Origin of the sequence: Photobacterium indicum, from assembly GCF_003026215.1 — a bacterium.
Taxonomy (GTDB): Bacteria; Pseudomonadota; Gammaproteobacteria; order Enterobacterales; family Vibrionaceae; genus Photobacterium; species Photobacterium indicum.
On record NZ_PYOC01000013.1, the window covers coordinates 94,812 to 113,617 of the forward strand.

The 18,806-nt window shown below is 41.5% G+C and carries 11 protein-coding genes and 2 tRNA genes; 2 read left to right on the forward strand and 11 right to left on the reverse strand.

Going from position 1 to position 18,806, the window contains the following annotated elements; translation table 11 throughout:
• Positions 1 to 205: 205 nt before the first annotated feature.
• The 5 genes from C9J47_RS23105 to cobA form a co-directional block, all read right to left on the reverse strand.
• Positions 206 to 2,086 (reverse strand): bifunctional protein-serine/threonine kinase/phosphatase, encoded by a 1,881-nt coding sequence (locus C9J47_RS23105; RefSeq protein WP_107255607.1) that lies wholly within the window; start codon positions 2,084 to 2,086, stop codon positions 206 to 208.
• 165 nt (positions 2,087 to 2,251) lie between these two features.
• Positions 2,252 to 3,727 (reverse strand): NarK family nitrate/nitrite MFS transporter, encoded by a 1,476-nt coding sequence (locus C9J47_RS23110; protein ID WP_107255608.1) that lies wholly within the window; start codon positions 3,725 to 3,727, stop codon positions 2,252 to 2,254.
• A 286-nt stretch (positions 3,728 to 4,013) separates the two neighbouring features.
• On the reverse strand, positions 4,014 to 4,346 hold the full coding sequence (gene nirD, locus C9J47_RS23115) for a nitrite reductase small subunit NirD (RefSeq protein ID WP_006233099.1): 333 nt from the start codon (positions 4,344 to 4,346) through the stop codon (positions 4,014 to 4,016).
• A 53-nt stretch (positions 4,347 to 4,399) separates the two neighbouring features.
• Positions 4,400 to 6,934 carry a nitrite reductase large subunit NirB gene (gene nirB / locus C9J47_RS23120; protein WP_107255609.1) on the reverse strand — a complete coding sequence of 845 codons (2,535 nt, stop codon included), beginning with the start codon at positions 6,932 to 6,934 and terminating at the stop codon, positions 4,400 to 4,402.
• A 48-nt stretch (positions 6,935 to 6,982) separates the two neighbouring features.
• The gene (gene cobA / locus C9J47_RS23125; RefSeq protein ID WP_107255610.1) at positions 6,983 to 7,819 is read right to left on the reverse strand and encodes a uroporphyrinogen-III C-methyltransferase; all 837 of its coding nucleotides are present in this window, start codon (positions 7,817 to 7,819) and stop codon (positions 6,983 to 6,985) included.
• A gap of 436 nt (positions 7,820 to 8,255) precedes the next feature.
• On the opposite strand from cobA, the gene C9J47_RS23130 reads away from it, so the two are divergent.
• Positions 8,256 to 10,934 carry a nitrate reductase gene (locus tag C9J47_RS23130; protein WP_107255611.1) on the forward strand — a complete coding sequence of 893 codons (2,679 nt, stop codon included), beginning with the start codon at positions 8,256 to 8,258 and terminating at the stop codon, positions 10,932 to 10,934.
• Positions 10,935 to 10,949: 15 nt separating this feature from the next.
• On the opposite strand, the gene C9J47_RS23135 is transcribed toward C9J47_RS23130, so the two are convergent.
• The 5 genes from C9J47_RS23135 to C9J47_RS23150 all read right to left on the reverse strand — a co-directional run bounded on the left by C9J47_RS23135 (position 10,950) and on the right by C9J47_RS23150 (position 14,241).
• Positions 10,950 to 11,885 carry an alpha/beta hydrolase gene (locus C9J47_RS23135; protein ID WP_107255612.1) on the reverse strand — a complete coding sequence of 312 codons (936 nt, stop codon included), beginning with the start codon at positions 11,883 to 11,885 and terminating at the stop codon, positions 10,950 to 10,952.
• 18 nt (positions 11,886 to 11,903) lie between these two features.
• Positions 11,904 to 13,106, reverse strand: coding sequence for an enoyl-ACP reductase FabV (gene fabV / locus C9J47_RS23140; protein WP_107255613.1), 1,203 nt, complete (start codon positions 13,104 to 13,106; stop codon positions 11,904 to 11,906).
• Positions 13,107 to 13,313: 207 nt separating this feature from the next.
• Positions 13,314 to 13,490 carry a hypothetical protein gene (locus C9J47_RS27185; RefSeq protein WP_170107565.1) on the reverse strand — a complete coding sequence of 59 codons (177 nt, stop codon included), beginning with the start codon at positions 13,488 to 13,490 and terminating at the stop codon, positions 13,314 to 13,316.
• Between the two features lie 548 nt (positions 13,491 to 14,038).
• Positions 14,039 to 14,129 (reverse strand) — tRNA-Ser (locus C9J47_RS23145).
• 24 nt (positions 14,130 to 14,153) lie between these two features.
• A tRNA-Ser gene (locus C9J47_RS23150) sits at positions 14,154 to 14,241 on the reverse strand.
• A 243-nt stretch (positions 14,242 to 14,484) separates the two neighbouring features.
• Between C9J47_RS23150 and mscM the strand changes: the two genes are divergently transcribed.
• On the forward strand, positions 14,485 to 17,793 hold the full coding sequence (gene mscM / locus C9J47_RS23155) for a miniconductance mechanosensitive channel MscM (protein ID WP_107255614.1): 3,309 nt from the start codon (positions 14,485 to 14,487) through the stop codon (positions 17,791 to 17,793).
• 15 nt (positions 17,794 to 17,808) lie between these two features.
• Here the strand turns inward: mscM and C9J47_RS23160 are convergent, their stop codons facing one another.
• Positions 17,809 to 18,288 carry an L-alanine exporter AlaE gene (locus tag C9J47_RS23160; RefSeq protein WP_107255631.1) on the reverse strand — a complete coding sequence of 160 codons (480 nt, stop codon included), beginning with the start codon at positions 18,286 to 18,288 and terminating at the stop codon, positions 17,809 to 17,811.
• Between the last annotated feature and the right edge of the window lie 518 nt (positions 18,289 to 18,806).

Genomic DNA, 18,806 nt, shown 5'->3' on the forward strand with positions numbered 1-18,806 from the left:
AAAAATCATGAAGGCGATCACTTTTATTATTTAAATCATAAAGTTAACGTTCACAGCAGGAAACATAGCCTTTCCAGGGGTCAACAAAAAACGGCTATTACGTATATTTTGATCAGTATTAAATACATTTAATGCGGGTATAAAAAAACACTAATCTTTATTAGTGCTTAGGGTAAATATATTATTTGGGGTCTTTAGAATATCTTCATAACATCATTAAAAAATACCCTTCAGCTAAAACAATAGCGAGTAACACTAAAGAAACTACCTTCCAAAATGAGATGGGGTAACGTTGTATTAATGGTAACCTTTCATATTCAGCGACAACCTGAGGGTTGGGTGATGTAAAATCCTGCTGCAATTCTGACATTGCTTGATAACGTAATTTTGGCGATGGCTGGCAGGCTTTTTTTAACGTAATATCAAGCCAAAATGGGATATCGTCACGATACTGACACGCTGAGATATAATGCCAATCTTGATGAGGTATAGACTGTACAACCCGAGAGGGTCGTGCTGCATACGGTAATTTTCCCGTTAGCATTTCAAATAAAATCACCCCAATAGAAAAAATATCTGACTGATGCTGCGCTCTTTCTCCTGCCAAGTATTCTGGGGCAATATAATCAACCGAGCCCATGGGTACATCTTCAGATACTGGTGACGCAATTTCATCTAAACCGTCAACCTGTACCGTACCAAAATCAATAATCACGACACGACCATCTTTTGCCAGCATGATATTTTCAGGTTTAAGATCGCGGTGTACCATCTCCATTCGTTGAAAAACACGAGTAGCCTTTATCATTCCTTTGACAATAATACGGACACTTTCAAAGCTGGGTTTAGGATTATCATGCATCCATTGCCGTAAACTTTGCCCTTCAACATATTCACACAAATGGTACAAAAATGGAGAGCTGGTATTGTGAGCATAAATCTTCATAATACTCGCGCTATTAAGCTGGCATCCCACCCAGTGCTCTCTGGTGAACCCTTCAAGATAAAGTAGATCTTCCGAAAAATTAGGAGAAGGGGCTTTTAATATATACAGAGCAACTTCTGCCTTATCCTCAATATTCTTGACTAAATACACATGGCTACGCGTACCACTGTGTATCACATCTACAACCTTGAAATTATCAATGGTATTACCAACTTTGAGTATCGGCGGAATGACTTTTTCAGTGAGTTGGTTATAGGCCTCTTCGATATTCAAGCTAGGTACGTCAAGTACCTCTAACAATAAACAACTTAGATTATCATCACTTCCATTGGCTTGCGCTTGCGCTATGATCACTTTGGCTTGCTGCTCTCTGTCTCTCTTCTCTTTTTTCCCTTCATAGATTAATGCTGTTATTTCATTGTTCGTGAGCCATTCATGTACACCATCAGTGGAGAAAAAAAAGATATCTCCTTTTTCAATAGGTTCTTGTAGGTAGTCCACCTCTAAGTGACTATCCATGCCTAACGCCCGTGTAAGAAAGCTATTTCTTCCTTTTTGCTTACGGCAATGATCACGGGTTAAAAGGGTTAATTTCCCCTGCCGATAGCGATAGATTCGGCTATCGCCCACGTGAATAAGGTGCGCGGTATTTGATTTTAAAACAACGCCACTAAACGTTGTAACTAAGCCATTATGCCGCAAGTCACTGTACTGGCCATGTTGATACAGCCACTGATTCAATGACGTTAATACGGCCGAAGCTGACTTCTTCACATTCCAACTATCAGGCGTACTGTAATATTCATCAATAAATTGAGTAACGCTGGTTTGGCTGGCTTGTTGCGCATTTTCACTGCAGCTAACACCATCGGCAATACATGCCACGATGCCTTTATATTTCACGACATTATTACTGCTCGGCAGCTTAACTGAAAAGGCATCTTGATTGATGGGTCGTACACCAGCAATTGAATAGCCGCCCATCGCAACGTGCAATCTATTTTCAACTTTTTTGTTTGATGACAACAACATTGATTTTTGCTGTTTAGGCGGTGTATTTTGTTTTACTTCACCCCGATTCAAAGCATTGTTGCTAACACACTCTTTGGCTGAATGCGTACTCGATGAAGCTTGAGTCATAACGCCCCCCTTTCTAACTATGTTCTTTACAAAGCAGTAGGTTTAGCGAATGAGCTGAAGTGGTTAAACTAACCATGCAATATAGTTATTTAACCCCTTCATTTTTCGTTTCACTTCACTCACTATTTTTCTATGAAACCAACAGTAGGCTTATCAAGGATGGTATTAATTATTGGCAACATCAATTAACGTTACGCTTCCATCCTCATTAACTTCTGCAATCTGACCTGATGGCTCTTCCATAAACAATAAGGTAATGAAGCCCAATACCGCTGTACCTGCAATCACTAAGAAAAATGTGCTGTAATCAACTAACGACAATACTGTGAGGTAACACACGGCACCAACATTACCATAAGCCCCTGTCATACCCGCAATTTGGCCTGTCATACGACGTTTTATTAACGGCACTGTCGCAAACACAGCCCCTTCTCCTGATTGGACAAAGAAAGAGCATGCCATTGCTGCCGCTACAGCCAACCATAACGGCCACTCACTGTTTACTTGCCCCATGAAAAAATACCCGATGGCTAAACCCGCAGTTAGAATCAACAACGTTGGTTTACGACCAAATTTATCTGATAACCATCCACCACCAGGACGCGACATAAGGTTCATAAACGCATACGCAGAAGCAACCATTCCCGCCATTACAGGTGTAAGTTCAAACGTTTCAGAAAAGAAAAGAGGCAACATTGAAATAACGGCAAGTTCTGAACCAAACGTAGCAAAATAAAGAATGTTCAGCACCACGACTTGTTTAAATTTATATTGATGAATCTCGGGTACTGGCTCAGAAAATATCGACTTATTCAGCTTCCAGGTTTGCCATACTTCATATAAGTACAGCACTGATAGTCCAATATAAATACTGTTAACTATAGTGTCAGATAGCATCGCTATACCTGTCGGTGATAGCTTCCAAGCTAATAAAGCCAATGCACCGTACATAGGTAACTTCATGACTAATAATAAGAAAAAGTCCCCCGTTGATGTTACTTCCATGGCACCTAGATTCTTAGGACGAAAATATGTCGAGCCTTTAGGGGTATCAGTTACATTCGCATAAAATACAAAAGAGAACAGCAAGCTCATTGCACCGGTAATTGCCATTGCATAGCGCCAGCCATCTTCACCACCAAACATCACTGCGATTGTTGGTAATGTAAATGCCGCAGCTGCCGACCCAAAATTACCCCAACCGCCATAAATGCCTTCTGCAGTGCCTAGCTCATTATGTGGGAACCATTCAGAGACTAGGCGGATACCAACAACAAAACCGGCTCCAATAAAGCCAAGTGCAAAACGCGAAATGGCCGCTTGAATAAATGTTTCAGACAATGCGAACGCAAAACACGGTATAGAACAAATGGCGAGCAATGCCGAATAAACAATGCGTGGGCCGTATTTGTCGGTCAGCATGCCAATAACAACACGTGCAGGAATAGTAAATGCGACATTTAAAATAAGCAGTGTTTTTATTTCTGCCGTTGTTAAGCCGAGCGACTCTTTAACGGATTGTAAAAGTGGTGCAAAGTTAAACCACACCATAAACGTAATAAAAAAAGCAAACCAACTAAGATGAAGTATTTTCATCTTGCCAGTAAATGAAAATATACTGAATTTATCCTTATTGCCCATGAAAAGATCCCTCTATTTATCAATAACATCTCTTCTTATAACAAAGCACATTACGTGCCACATAAACAAACAGAAATATTCATTTAAAAACAATAAGTTAGTTCGTAACTTTACAACTACCGTTAACTAATGCCCTTTATTTGGGCAACTAACGAAAAGTATGCACTGATAGTACACATATAAGCTTTAATCAAGGTAAACACTGAAATTAAGGACAAAATATAAACAAAAAAATAGAGGCAGTAAGCCTCTATGATTTAAATCATAACCATTTGATTTATTTAAATTACAGCACTACCTGCAACTGAACCTCGCCGTCACTTACGCGTATTGGGTACGTTTTTAATGTATGTTCAGGCGCTTCTAAGCACTTTCCAGTCTTAAGGTTAAAATGTTGCTTATAAAGTGGTGATGCTACGACAACTTCATCGCCAATAGATCCGACAATACCACGTGATAGAACATTCGCATCGCCGATTGGATCAAAATTCGATAATGCATATAGGCTCTGATTACCACCACAATAAAAAATAGCCACTTGTTCATCATCAAATAATGCGCACAACCCGGTATCGGGAATTAAATCATCTTGGTGACAAATTGTTTTCCAATCACTCATCTTATATTTTCCTTTTCAGCTATTAATTAATATAGAGGGATAAAATGAATGACCTAATCAGTCACTTCCACAATATCAATACGTTCAAATTTAGTTGCTGGGCGACGCTGCTCTCGCTCTGTTATATAAGAAAGCTTATTATCAGGATCAGAACTATTGATAAAATGCTGGAAACGTTTGAGTTTTTCAGATGACTCAATGGTTGTTTTCCATTCACATTGATAGTTTCGAATATTACGCGCCATTTCGTTTTCAAGCTCTTCTGCTAGCCCTAATTTATCATCAATAATGACTTCTTTAAGGTAATCGAGCCCGCCGTCTATGTTCTCTAGCCATACCGATGTTCGCTGTAATCGATCGGCTGTGCGAATATAAAACATCAAGAATCGATCAACATATTGCTGCAAGGTTTTATCATCTAAATCTGATGCAAAAAGATCAGCATGACGCGGGCGCATACCACCATTTCCGCACACATAAAGGTTCCAGCCATTTTCTGTCGCGATGATACCGACATCTTTCGACTGTGCTTCTGCGCATTCACGGGTACAACCTGAAACACCAAATTTGATCTTATGCGGTGCTCGTAATCCTTTGTAACGGTTTTCAATTTCTATCGCAAAACCAACACTGTCTTTCACCCCATAACGACACCATGTGCTACCAACACACGATTTCACGGTACGCAGCGATTTGCCGTAGGCATGACCGGTTTCAAAACCCACATCAATTAGTTTTTTCCAAATACTCGGAAGTTCATGTAATTGTGCACCAAATAAGTCAATGCGTTGCCCGCCCGTTATTTTGGTATAAAGATTAAACTCTTGCGCTACCTGCCCTAATACAATTAATTTCTCTGGCGTTATCTCACCACCAGCAATACGTGGGACAACAGAATAAGTGCCATCTTTTTGCATGTTGCCAAGAAATATATCGTTAGTATCTTGCAGCCCAATATGTTGGTCATCTAATACATAATCATTCCAAAATGAGGCTAGAATCGATCCCACAGTTGGCTTACAAACTTCACAACCAAGCCCTTCACCGTGACTCGTTAGCAATTCATCAAATGTCTTAATTTCCTTAATGCGAATAATGTCAGCCAGTTCTTTTCGCGAATAAGCAAAGTGCTCACAAATATCATTTTTCACCTCAAAACCAAGGCTCGCTAATTCAGCATCTAACACTTGTTTTGCCAACCCAGTACAGCCACCACAACCCGAGGATGCCTTGGTTGTGCCTTTAATACTCGCCATATCGGTACAACCATTGGCGACAGCTTCTTTGATCTGCCCTTTGGTTACATCGAAACATGAGCATACTTGTGCTGAATCTGGCAAGGCATCAACACCAAAGCCTGAACTTGCTTCGCCATCAACCGCTGGCAATATTAATGCTGCTGGGTTTTCTGGCAATTCCATATCATTGAGCATCATTTGTAATAACGTACCGTAAGCATCAACGTCACCAACTAATACTGCACCTAATATCTTTTTACCGTCTTCCGATATAATAAGACGTTTGTATATTTGCTCGACTTCATCATTAAAGGTGTAAGATTGTGCACCTGCAGTTTGCCCATGCGCATCACCGATACTGGCAACATCTACCCCCAGCAGCTTCAACTTGGTGCTCATATCTGCACCTGTAAATGCCCCCGTACCACCACTGATATGTGAAACAGCCGCTTTTGCCATACTGTAGCCAGGTGCCACTAGACCAAAAATTCGCCCTTGCCACAGTGCACACTCACCGACGGCGTAAATATTATCGACACTCGTTTGGCAGTTGTCATTAATCACTATTCCGCCACGCTCACCCACCTCTAAACCATATTGACGCGCTAATTCATCTTGAGGGCGAATACCCGCAGAAAATACAATCATATCGGTTTCAAGAAAGCTGCCATCTGCAAAATTCATGCGGTAGCGACATGTTTCACCCGCCACGATTTCTGTGGTCGCTTTTTCGGTATGTACCTGAACATCAAGCTGCTCAATTTTTCGTTGCAGCAATCGCGCACCACCATCATCTAACTGCACCGCCATCAAGCGCGGAGCAAACTCAACAACGTGGGTTTCAACCCCTAGGTTCTTCAACGCATTTGCCGCTTCTAACCCCAGTAAGCCGCCACCAATAACTACGCCGACCTGGCTGTCTTTACCTGATTCTGTGATCGCTTCAAGATCTTCAATGGTGCGATACACCAAACAGTGCGGCTGGTCATTCCCAGGAATCGGCGGTACAAAAGGGAATGAACCGGTTGCCAGAATTAATTTATCGTAGGGCTCTTGGCGCCCACTTTCAGTTACCACATGATTGTTTACTGTATCTAGCGCAACAACTTTATCACTCAACACAAAATTAACCCCGTGTTGCTGATAATACCCTTCATCGGTTAATGCCAATTCATTTGCTGTTGTTCCCGTAAAATAGGCACTCAACTTTACACGATCATAGGCTAGACGTGATTCTTCTGAAAAAGTAACAATGTCAAACTTATCTGCACTGGCATCCTGCACTAATGTGTCGATAAATTTATGTCCAACCATCCCATTTCCAACCACAACAATACGCTGCTTATCCATGTTGTATCCTCTTTATTTTTCTAATAATGCTTTAAATAAATCTGCGGATTACGCCATCAGACGTTCAGCTTTCTGGTTATCCAAGCTCGCAAACCATTGAAGTTGATCCGCCAGATCCACAACTTTGCCAATCACAATTAATGCAGGAGATTTCACATCATGTTCAGTGACTAATTCATCGAGTTGGTTCAGCTTACCGCGTACTACACGTTGCTTTGGGCAGCATCCATTTTCGATTAAGGCGGCAGGCGTATTCCTATCTAAGCCTGACTTGATGAGCTCTTCGGCAATCAAACTTGCCTTGCTTAGCCCCATATAAAACACCAAGGTGTGATCAAGCTGCGCTAAGCTGTCCCAACGAATATCGAGTTCTTTCTCTGCATGGGCTGTCAAAAACGTACAACCTTGAGACAAACCGCGATGAGTCAATGGAATACCCGCATAACTGGTGCACCCAGCTGCAGCGGTAATACCGGGAACAAGTTCCACTTCGATACCTTCTTGCATTAAACGCAACATTTCTTCGCCGCCACGCCCGAACACAAATGCGTCACCTCCTTTAAGACGGCAAATATTTAAACCTTGCTGGGCTTTGGTTACGAGAAGATCATTAATTTCATCTTGAGGTACGCTGTGGCGATCTTTGGCTTTGCCGACATACAAGGCAGGTGTTGAAGAAGGGAATAGTTGACAGATCTCTTTGCTCACCAAACGATCAAACAAGATCAAGTCTGCCTGCTGAATAACCCTTAAGGCTTTTAAAGTCAGTAAATCAGGATCACCCGGCCCCGCACCCACTAAGCTGACTTTCCCTGAAAACAGGCTTTCTTTGGCAGTAACTGCAGCAAAATTAACAATGCTATTTGTAGGGGCTTCATTCGACATAACTCAATTCCTCTTACGCTTCCATGCTTGCTATGAATTGACTACAGCAAAGAGAGTGCCAGTAGTTAGCCTTTACATTCCAAATGAAAATAAAACCATTAAATTTCAACAAGCTAAATCTAATGGGAGTCTGTAATTACGTATAAAGCTCTTTTAAATCACTCATCGATTCTCTCGAAATAAGGGGCTGTTGCACAAAATGAGTGCACGAGACACCAGAATAAAGCATCGACTTTTGATGCATTAACCCTTAAGTGGTAGTTGAAAATGTCACCTAATACGCCTTTCACAACATATCAATCCATAACCAATTATTAAGTAAGAATTAATACTTTCTTTCGCATGAGTTTTAGCACTTATCTCAAACTGGCGTAGTTATTGCTCAGTCTCTTATATAACCAGAAAGAGAAAGCTGAACAGGCTAAGGAGAAGGATTGTGGCAATAGATAAAGTCACCCCTTGGGTTAAAAGTACCTGTGCATATTGTGGCGTAGGTTGTGGCATTGAAGCGAAGCCTACTGCAAGCGGTCAACTCGATATTCGAGGTGATGCTGATCACCCAGCAAACTACGGGCGATTATGTTCAAAAGGGCTCGCCCTTGGCGAAACAGTTACGCATGATGGGCGCCTACAGTACCCATCAATCGATGGTCAAAACGTCGATTGGAACAGTGCGATTAAGCACGTGGCTGCACAATTTTCAGACATTATTGAACAGCATGGTAAAGATGCTGTTGCCTTTTATGTATCCGGACAGCTATTAACTGAAGATTATTATGTCGCGAATAAACTGATGAAAGGCTTTATTGGCAGTGGCAATATCGATACCAATTCACGCTTATGTATGTCATCAAGTGTCGCCGGGCATAAACGGGCATTTGGTTCTGACACAGTACCGGGCTGTTATGAAGATCTTGAGCTTGCCGATATAATCGTTATTACAGGTTCAAACCTCGCGTGGTGCCACCCTGTTCTATATCAGCGTATTAAAGCCGAGAAACAACGCCGCCCCAACCTGCAGGTGATCGTGATCGATCCAAGAAAAACAGACACCTGCGAGATCGCCAATCAGCACTTAGCATTAAAAGCGGGATCTGACGTGGCTTTGTTTAACGGTTTACTCAGCTACCTTAACCAACACCACCAGCTGAATAACGCTTATATCAACGCACATACCGAAGGTTTCGAACAGGCAGTAGAGCATGCTAATAAAGATGCTGGCGATATTGCAGCAGTTGCCGCTAAAACTGGTTTATCGATTGAGCAGTTAAACACTTTTTATCGCTTGTACGCCAAAACTGACAAGGTCGTTACCCTATACTCACAAGGGGTCAATCAATCTATTCAAGGCACAGATAAAGTAAACAGTATTTTAAACTGTCACCTTGCGATGGGGCGAATAGGTAAACCAGGATCGGGACCGTTTTCTGTTACAGGCCAGCCTAACGCGATGGGTGGGCGTGAGGTGGGCGGGCTAGCCAATACCTTAGCCTCACACATGGATTTTGGTAACCCAACACATCACCAATTAATCAGCGACTATTGGCAAACAGATTCACTTGCCACTCAGCCCGGTCTAAAAGCAATCGAGCTATTTGATGCAATTGATAATGGTAAAATTAAAGCAATTTGGATAATGGCGACGAACCCTGTAGTAAGCTTGCCAGATGCAGAAAAAATTAAGCGCGCACTCAAAAAATGCCCGCTGGTTGTAGTGTCTGACTGCATTGCAGATACCGATACTACCCGTTGTGCAGATGTACTCTTACCGGCACAAGGCTGGAGTGAAAAGTCGGGTACAGTCACTAATTCAGAGCGTCGTATATCACGTCAACGACGCTTATTACCTACCCCCGGTGAAGGCAAACCTGATTGGTGGATAATCAGTGAAGTTGCAAAATCGATGGGCTTTGCTAAGGCATTTACTTATCAGCATGAAGCCGAGATTTTTAATGAATACGCCATAATGACGGGGCTCGATAATGCTAAACGTGATTTAAACTTAACCGGCCTCGCTCATCTAACCACTGAACAATATTCACAATTACCACCACAACAGTGGCCCGTTCTACATATTGAAAAAAAAATTACGCACAAGCGCCTCTTCGCTGATGGCTGTTTTTTTACCCCATCAGGAAAGGCGCAGTTCATTGCCGTGCAGCACCAACCAACCGCTTTACAATGTAATACTGACTACCCTCTATCGTTAAACAGTGGTCGTATTCGCGATCAATGGCACACCATGACGCGAACAGGTTTATCGGCGCGTTTAGGTGCTCATAAACCAGAGCCTTTCGTATCTGTTAACCCGGTAGATGCTGAACATTATGCGTTACAACACGGAACAATCGCCACTCTCGCGAGCCCATTCGGTAGTGCTCAGGTACGGGTTGATATATCAAAACAGGTCAATCAAGGGCAACTCTTTATGCCGATACATTGGAATAACGTGACATCCAGTGCTGGTAAAGTCTGTAACTTAATAAGCCCAAAAACAGACGATATATCAGGCCAACCCGAGTTCAAGTTTACTCCTGTATCCATTGCCTCTTTCGCTTATAAAAGTGAAGCTATGCTGCTATCCAGCACGGTTCTTGATATGACTGAGTTTGATTATTGGGTACGTCAAAAGGTAACAGGCGGCTATCTATACCGTATTGCCAGTTGTTTATTACCAGAACAATTGATGCTTCGCCTTTCACAATACTGCCAACACGAAAATGGGCGTGAACTGAGTTTCGATGGAGCAAGTAGCGGGCAATATCGCTACGCAAATATCGAGAAACAACGTTTACGCAGTTGCTATCTAGTTGCTAATGACTTGCAGCAACAAGATTTAGATTGGCTACAAAACCTATTAGATGAGCCTATCGACATTGCCATCGAGCGCTCACTCATATCGGGTACTGCTGAGGGGAAATTAGCGGCAGGGAAAACTATTTGTGCGTGCAAACAAGTTGGAAGAAATACAATTTGCCAAGCCATTAAAGAACAACACCTAAAATCAGTCGATCAAATAAGCGCATGCACAAAAGCAGGAACAGGCTGCGGAAGTTGTGTTTCAGAGTTACAACAAATATTAGAGGAAGGATGCATTCTTTTATCAGCAGTCTGATACAACATACCGCGCTTAGGTGCGTAGAAAACGGGCAATGGTTTGGTAAACTTGAGCGCACTCTTTTTTTACCAAATCTTCCATATTCATAAAGGCGTGGATCATATCGGGGAAATGTACATGCTCAACCTGCACGCCAGTCGCTTCAACCTTTTTGCAATAGCTTACCCCGTCATCACGAAGCGGGCAAAACTCAGCAGTAAAGAGTAAGGTTTCTGGCAACGCAGGGGTAAAGCGGCCATATAATGGAGAAACCCGTTGGCGGTCTTCATTATTTTGTAAATAATTATCAAAATACCACGCTACCTTGTCTTTCTGAAGCAAGTACCCTGCTGCATTTTGTTCCATCGAACCTGAGTGCATGGTGTAGTCAAGACTTGGATAGATCATCACCTGCTTGGCAATATTCACCGTATCATCAAATTGCGCCTGTTCACTTACCGCTGCCACCAATGCACCACCACCAGAATCGCCTGCAATCACTAATTCTTGTTGATACTGGATCTGACAGCTATCCAATGTTGTCCAAATACCTTTCACAACAGCATAAGCATCATTCACACCCGCAGGATACGGCCATTCTGGCGCCAGCCGGTAATCGACAGCCACTACAACATGCTGGGTTGCTATCGCCAATTTCCGACAGATAGGATCATAAACCGTAATACTGCCGGCCATATGCCCACCACCATGGTAATAAACCAAAACAGGTAAAGCCTGCTCTGGTGCCGGATGGTAAATACGTACAGGTACATTACATTCATCGTTGATGACAACATCATCTTGAACCCAAGCAATAGCGGGAATATCAGTAACCAAATCTTTCGTTAAATTGGCTAGCCCTTCACGGGCATTGCTTGAAGTCGGTTTGAAACCATTTTCAATTAATACTGCTACTTGCAGGTTAAAACCTTCAAGCCATGGCTGTAGTTTTTCACTGACTTGGCGCATGACATGACCCTTATGCATTTATGCCACTAATTGCGTTAGCGTTTCAAAGCTAATATCTGCTTGATAATCAACGCCTTCTAAATCAAAGCCATTTAACTGCATAAAATCGGTTTTATAACCTTGGTAATCCCCCATTGTAGTAAAGTTTTCAGGGGTGATTTTTACCATTAACTCACTGACTTGCTGCTGAATGTCTTCCTCTAGTTCCCAGTCATCAACACGAATCAAACGGTTATCATCAACGGGTACTATTTTGTCTTTTCCGTAAAGACGTTGAGCATAGAGTCGCTGCATCTGCTCAATACATCCTTCATGCACACCTTTGTCTTTCATCACCTTAAACAAAGCTAGAATATAGGGCGAAAAGGCAGGAATAAAAACACTGGCTTTAGTGACTAACGCTTTACAGACAGACACATAAGCCTCACCACCCATTTCAGACATTTTGTTATTAAGCTGATCAGCTGTTGCATGCAAATGCGCCTTAGCTCTGCCTAATGTTCCTTGGTGGTAAATGGGATACGTCGCTTTAGGGCCAACATACGAATAGGCCACCGTTTTACAGCCAGTCGCCAGAACACCCGCATCAGACAGAATGTCAATCCAACTCGCCCAATCTTCTCCGCCCATCACCTTTTCAGTGTCTTCAACTTCTTCTGGTGTCGCAGTCCCAATCGTCATCTGTTCCATTGTGTCGGTTTCGATGTTGATAGTCGGCCCTGTTACAGGCTCACCCATGGTCTTGATTGACGAACGCCATAACTCTCCGGTTTCAGGATTCGGCCTTACTCCCGTTGCCAAGCTATATACAACCAAATCAAGCTGGCCACCAAATTCTGTCTTTATATACTCAATAACCTGTTGGCGCATTTGTGGCGAGAAAGCATCACCAATAAAATTTTTACCGATTAAACCCGCTTTTTCAGCTTCTTCGCGAAAGAAAATATTATTATACCAACCCGCGGTGCCTACACCTTTTTCACTCGGCCCTCGCTCGAAAGAAATACCAATGGTATCTGCCATCGAACCACCAAAAGCCAGTGAAATACGAGATGCCAGACCAAATCCCGACGAGGCGCCAAGCACCAATACTTTTTTCGGCCCGTCAGTAACGGGATCAGCCGTTCTCACATAATTGATCTGATTGCGGATAGCCTGCTGGCAACCAAATGGATGCGCTGAACGTGCAACAACCCCCTTTACTACTGGTTCAATAATCATGGGAAATTCCTACTTATTGGGGCTCATGATACCCATACCCGATACCGACTTGGCATGATGATATTACCGGAGTTTTCTCCTCATCCCAAACTCAATATTCACGCTTTACCTAATGATTCACCCTGATTTCTTACCCACTGTATGATCTAACCTTTCATAAAAAAGAGCCCTCAGGCTCGTTGTGATTTTACAAATGGCTACCTCTGCTCATGCTTCACTCGGCTGTAGAATAAGAATCGGGTATGTCTTTGGTGTCATCTCCATTGTTCTATAAAGTTCCATATATTGTTGACGAAACTGATGATCAGGTTGATGAGTGGCTGTCGTGCTAGTACAGCCAACCATTAGCATACCAAGTAGATGAACATACAGAAATTTACCCATAGATAAGGCTCATTTTCACGGCATAGTTAAACAAGCTACGACCTAAAACACCTGATATAACACGAACTAACTTGATTAATTGCCTGCGACTATCCTGTATTAAGTGTAAGTCACTTTCTCATATTTGGGACAGCACGGTATAAAGAGAGGGGAAAGTAGAGCTCTGGTGAACCCTGTTCTAGGATTCTGCACCCCTACCTTCTTTAGCAAAATTCAGACGTAAAAAAACCGCTAACAGAGTAGCGGTTTCTTTGAATCTGGTGGAGTGTTCTGGGTGAGGTGGATTTGGAACAAATCTCTCTTACCACATGCGCTAAACGCAAAAAGGGCGCTGATTTATCAGCGCCCTTTTCTAAATGTGGCGGAGAGATAGGGATTTATTACTCGCAAGCTCGTACCCTTCGGGCTATTGCCTTTTCGCACCTTCGGTACGGGCAATGTGCTTTCGCTTCGCTCAGGTGAACCCAGTCTAGGGTTCTGCATCCCTATCTGATTAGCAAACTTCAGGCGTAAAAAAACCGCTAACAGAGTAGCGGTTTCTTTGAATGTGGCGGAGAGATAGGGATTTGAACCCTAGAAGGGCTATAAACCCTTGCCGGTTTTCAAGACCGGTGCTTTCGACCACTCAGCCATCTCTCCGTTTTTATATCTCTAAAAGAGATATGGCGGTGAGGGAGGGATTCGAACCCTCGATACGTTGCCGTATACACACTTTCCAGGCGTGCTCCTTCAGCCACTCGGACACCTCACCACATTGTTGCCAAGACGCTCTACGTCTCAACGGCGGCTAATGTAATGTTTTAGAACGATAGGGTCAAGGGGTTTTCTTCAAACAACTCTTGTTTGTCGACTATTAGCCCAAATCGCCTCATTCTTAATCCAATCAATTCTATTTATTCACTGCTACACTTTTATTTTGAAGTAATTCAATACGTTTTATCGTAAGTTTATGGTTTAGGGCCTTCATGATTATGGATTTTATATAGGCATATCTATGTTAAAAGCGCACCACTTTCTCTTTTTTCTCTTTCTGTCTCTTCTTACTGCTTTTTCGACGATAGCAGACGAGATTGAAGATTCGCAGGCTGCGTTAACCAGCAAAATTGAAGAACTTAACCAATTACCGAACACCCCCGAAACAATCAAAGAACTTGATAGCTATTTACAAGCACAAAACCAGATTGATAAAACTAAAGAATTTAATATTAGAACACGTCAGTATCAGATGGTTACTGAAACATTCCCGCAAGAGGCTGATAAACTAAAACAAAAAATTGCCGCTTATTCTTCAACTGAATTTCCTGATTTTTTTGAGTGGGGCAAAGAAGAGTTAACCCTTGAAATTGCCGATCAAGACAGCGCTTTAGTTCAATTAGAAGTCACACGAAAAAATGACAAAAATCTTCTACTTGAAATTGAACATGGAATTGATGAGTTTTCTTATCAATCAGAAGCACTTCGAGTAAAAATAAAGAAAGTGGAAACCAAACTAGCAAAGACTCAGCATGACAGTGGTGATACCGCAGCTCTGAATGAAACCCTGTTATTCAAGATCGAACAACAATTTTATATTAGCCAAGTCTTTATGCTGGAAGCCGAACAACTTAGTTCAGGTAATCGCCGTACGTTAACTAAATTTAAAATCACCTATGCCAATTTAGAAATTGAAGCTCGTCAGGCCTACCGCAATAACTTGCAAAACATGCTGAACCGCGTACTTCGAACCAGCGCTGATACAAATATTGAAAACAGTAATGAGTTACAAGAAAATTTAATTGATCAGCCACCAGTACTTCGTCAGTTAATTATAACAAATCAACGACTGTCATCTTCATTTGGTAGCTTCTCTACGAAAAGAGAGCAAGTACAGCAACAGATAAAAACAACGAATGAACAAATCACCATCGTATCTAAAACAGCTGATGACTTAGATATGATGTCTGAATGGCTTAAGCTAAGCCCTGCATTCAGTGAAAGTCTTCGAACCCGAATAGACCGTTTACCCTCTAACCCTCCTATTGAAGCCTTAAACAAAAATATTGCTCAGAACCAAATCAATAAATATGAGTATCAGCAACAACACGATACTTTATCTGAACGTGCAAAAAACCTCACTGAAATTGAGGCTCTCACACCAGAACAACAAAAAACGGCAAAGAAACTCATCAGTGCTAATTTGGCTTTATTAAAAAAAGTAATAGCTGCTTCAGATACTTTAATCTACCAACAAGCAACATTAACCGTGGCTTTTGATCGGTTAAATAACATGCTTATTGATTTAAAAACTGAAGCTACAAAGCGACTTTTTTGGGCACCAGATGCCAAGACATTTAGCCTAAATCTTATTACCGATACGTGGGAAAAACTAAAATGGTTTTTCTCACCATTCCAATGGGTTAATTTATTAAAAGCCCCCGCCGTAATAGAAAAACTAAAGCTCTTTATTGGTATCGGTATTATCGCCCTTATTATTATGAGTTTAAATTGGTGTCGTAGCCGTTGGCTTAAATACCTTGAGAAAACGAGCCAAAAAATAGGAAAAGTGACACAAGACAAATTCAGTTACAGCTATATCAATGTCTTTCTCTCTTTCTGCCTTGCTTGGCCTGTACCCATTATTGTCGCCATTACGGGTCTATTATTCAGCTATGCCTGGCAGTACCCTTTCGTTCATCATTTAGGCCAAGCTTTATCATTACCTTTGGCTTTAGTTGTTTATTGTTTCATGCGTGAAATAGTAAGAGATAATGGCTTATTTATCAGCCACTTTAATTGGGATAAAAGTGTCGTAAACAAAACGTTTATACATTATCGGAATCTATTATGGATCTACCTTCCGATGATGGTGATTCAAAACTTCACCTACCTTTATAGTGATATTGATATTAGTGGTACTCTCGGGCGTTTAGCCTTTATTATCAGTAATATTGCCGTCAGTTATTTTCACTGGCGCATGTGGCAAGTAAAATTACCGATGACTTATGGCGATGTGCCTGAAGGTAAGGCACATATTGGTCACCACATTTTTTGGTGGGCACTGATTCTAATTCCTCAAGGTTTAAACTATGCGGCTTTAAATGGTTATTTAGGTTCATCTCAAATCGTTATGAATAAGATGGAAATGTCTGCCGTTATCGGTGTGATTACTCTGCTTATTTATTACTTAGTAAAGCGTTTAATGCTCATTCAAAAACGTCGTTTGGCCTTCGAGCGAGCCAAAATAAAACGCCAAGAAATCATCGCTCAACGACAAGCTGAAGTACTTGAAGACAAAGATGATGCCCCAATAAGCAGTGAATTACACATTGAAATAGAAGAACCAGAGGTTGATCTTGATAAAATTAGTGCGCAATCTTTACGTTTATTACGTTCATTGTTATTACTGATTTATGTCGCCGTATTGTCATTGATATGGGACGACCTATATCAAGCAATCACGCTACTTGAAGATATTTCACTTTGGGATGTGACAAGTACCATTAATGGCATAGAACAACTCAGCGCAATTACAATTAAGAGTGTTTTACTGGCCATTCTCGCTATCTTCTTAACGGGTATTCTCGCGCGAGATTTACCCGGTGCAATGGAGCTACTCATACTCCAGCACCTTGATCTTAGCCCTGGTACTGGTTATGCCATTACTTCCCTCACCCGCTACTTCGCTATCTTCACTGGTATTATTATCGGCTCTGGGTTGATTGGTTTCGATTGGAGTAAAATGCAATGGCTCGTTGCGGCACTTGGTGTTGGTATCGGCTTTGGTATGCAGGAAATCTTTGCTAACTTTATTTCTGGTATCATTATTTTATTTGAAAAACCAATTCGAATTGGCGATACCGTCACTATTAGGGAGTTGACGGGTGTTGTGGCAAAAATTAAAACACGTGCAACAACCATCGTTGATTGGGATCGCAAAGAAGTTATCGTGCCCAACAAATCCTTTGTTACCGAGCAGTTTATTAACTGGTCACTATCAGATGCCATAACTCGAGTAACACTTACAATCAGTGTTCAATATGTATCTGATAGCGAATTAGTTACCCAGTTATTATTTGAAGCCGCCGATGAATGTGAGTTAGTACTGGATAACCCCGCACCTGAAGTGTTCTTTTTAGGGCTAACCGCAAACTGCCAGAATTTTGAAGTGCGTGCTTATGCGGCAGAAACAGGGCATCGTTTAGGGTTAACCCATGACTTACATTGCCGAATCAAAAATAAATTTATCAAACATGATATCTCCATTGCGTCACCTCAGTTGGAAGTATCGATAAAAGATAAAATGGCGCACCCTTTTGCTAAATAGTTATTCGGCAATATATTACACTTCTTGATGCTGAGGCTCTGGGTGCGATAGCTCACGACAGTAGCCAGGTACTTTAAACATACGACGGCATACATCTAAGAATTGCCCATAAACAATACCCAACGCCCCAGAAACAAAGGCATTACTTGTTACTGCGGTAATGATTTGATCGGTACCTGCACCTACAGCCAATAAAATACAAGCATAAACCGGTGACTGAAATAACACATATGCCACCATGTCTGATATGCCCTTCATCCAACTAGAGGGAGATAATCGATGACCTGTGCGTAATAGATAATCGCGGAACACACCGTATGGCCAGGCAATCGCAATGTTTACAGGGATCGACAAGGTTCGTGATGCTAAAGACTGCTCGAGGGTCATACCCGACACGAAAACTTCAATCATCATGCCTGTAATAAAACTAAAAATAACCATGGCAAACGTATCTGCCGCTGCGTTACGCATATTGAATTGACCTTTGACAGACATTTTAAACCCCCAAGCTATAGCAAATAAAACCAGATTATTAGGTAATAATAGAAAGTTGAACTGGATATTTAACATCATCCAGTTGATTTGCGTATTAGAACAGGTTTTTATTAAAATAAAATACTAAAGTTTTTATATGTTGGTAAATTTACCACTGGTTTTAACCTCGTTTTTAGAACAATTTACTACCCACGCACCACTCACGTGCCACATCGATAAAAAACACCAAACTGAAGCCTTATTTAACTATCATAAGTTGCATTAAAAGCACTTTTAAAAGGCAGTAAACACATAAAATCAATCAATACCGACTACAATCATTCCGTAATGGATATTTACCCATAAAATATGAAAATAAAACCAAGCAGTAATTAAAACAACAAACAATAAAAATAAATCATTCAATAACAGGTGGTTATAGGCACAACATGAAATAAAAAATCAAGCCATGAATAACCAACATTGAACAATAAAAATATAACGGATAATTAACCAGTATCTTCTTACATTTATCCAGA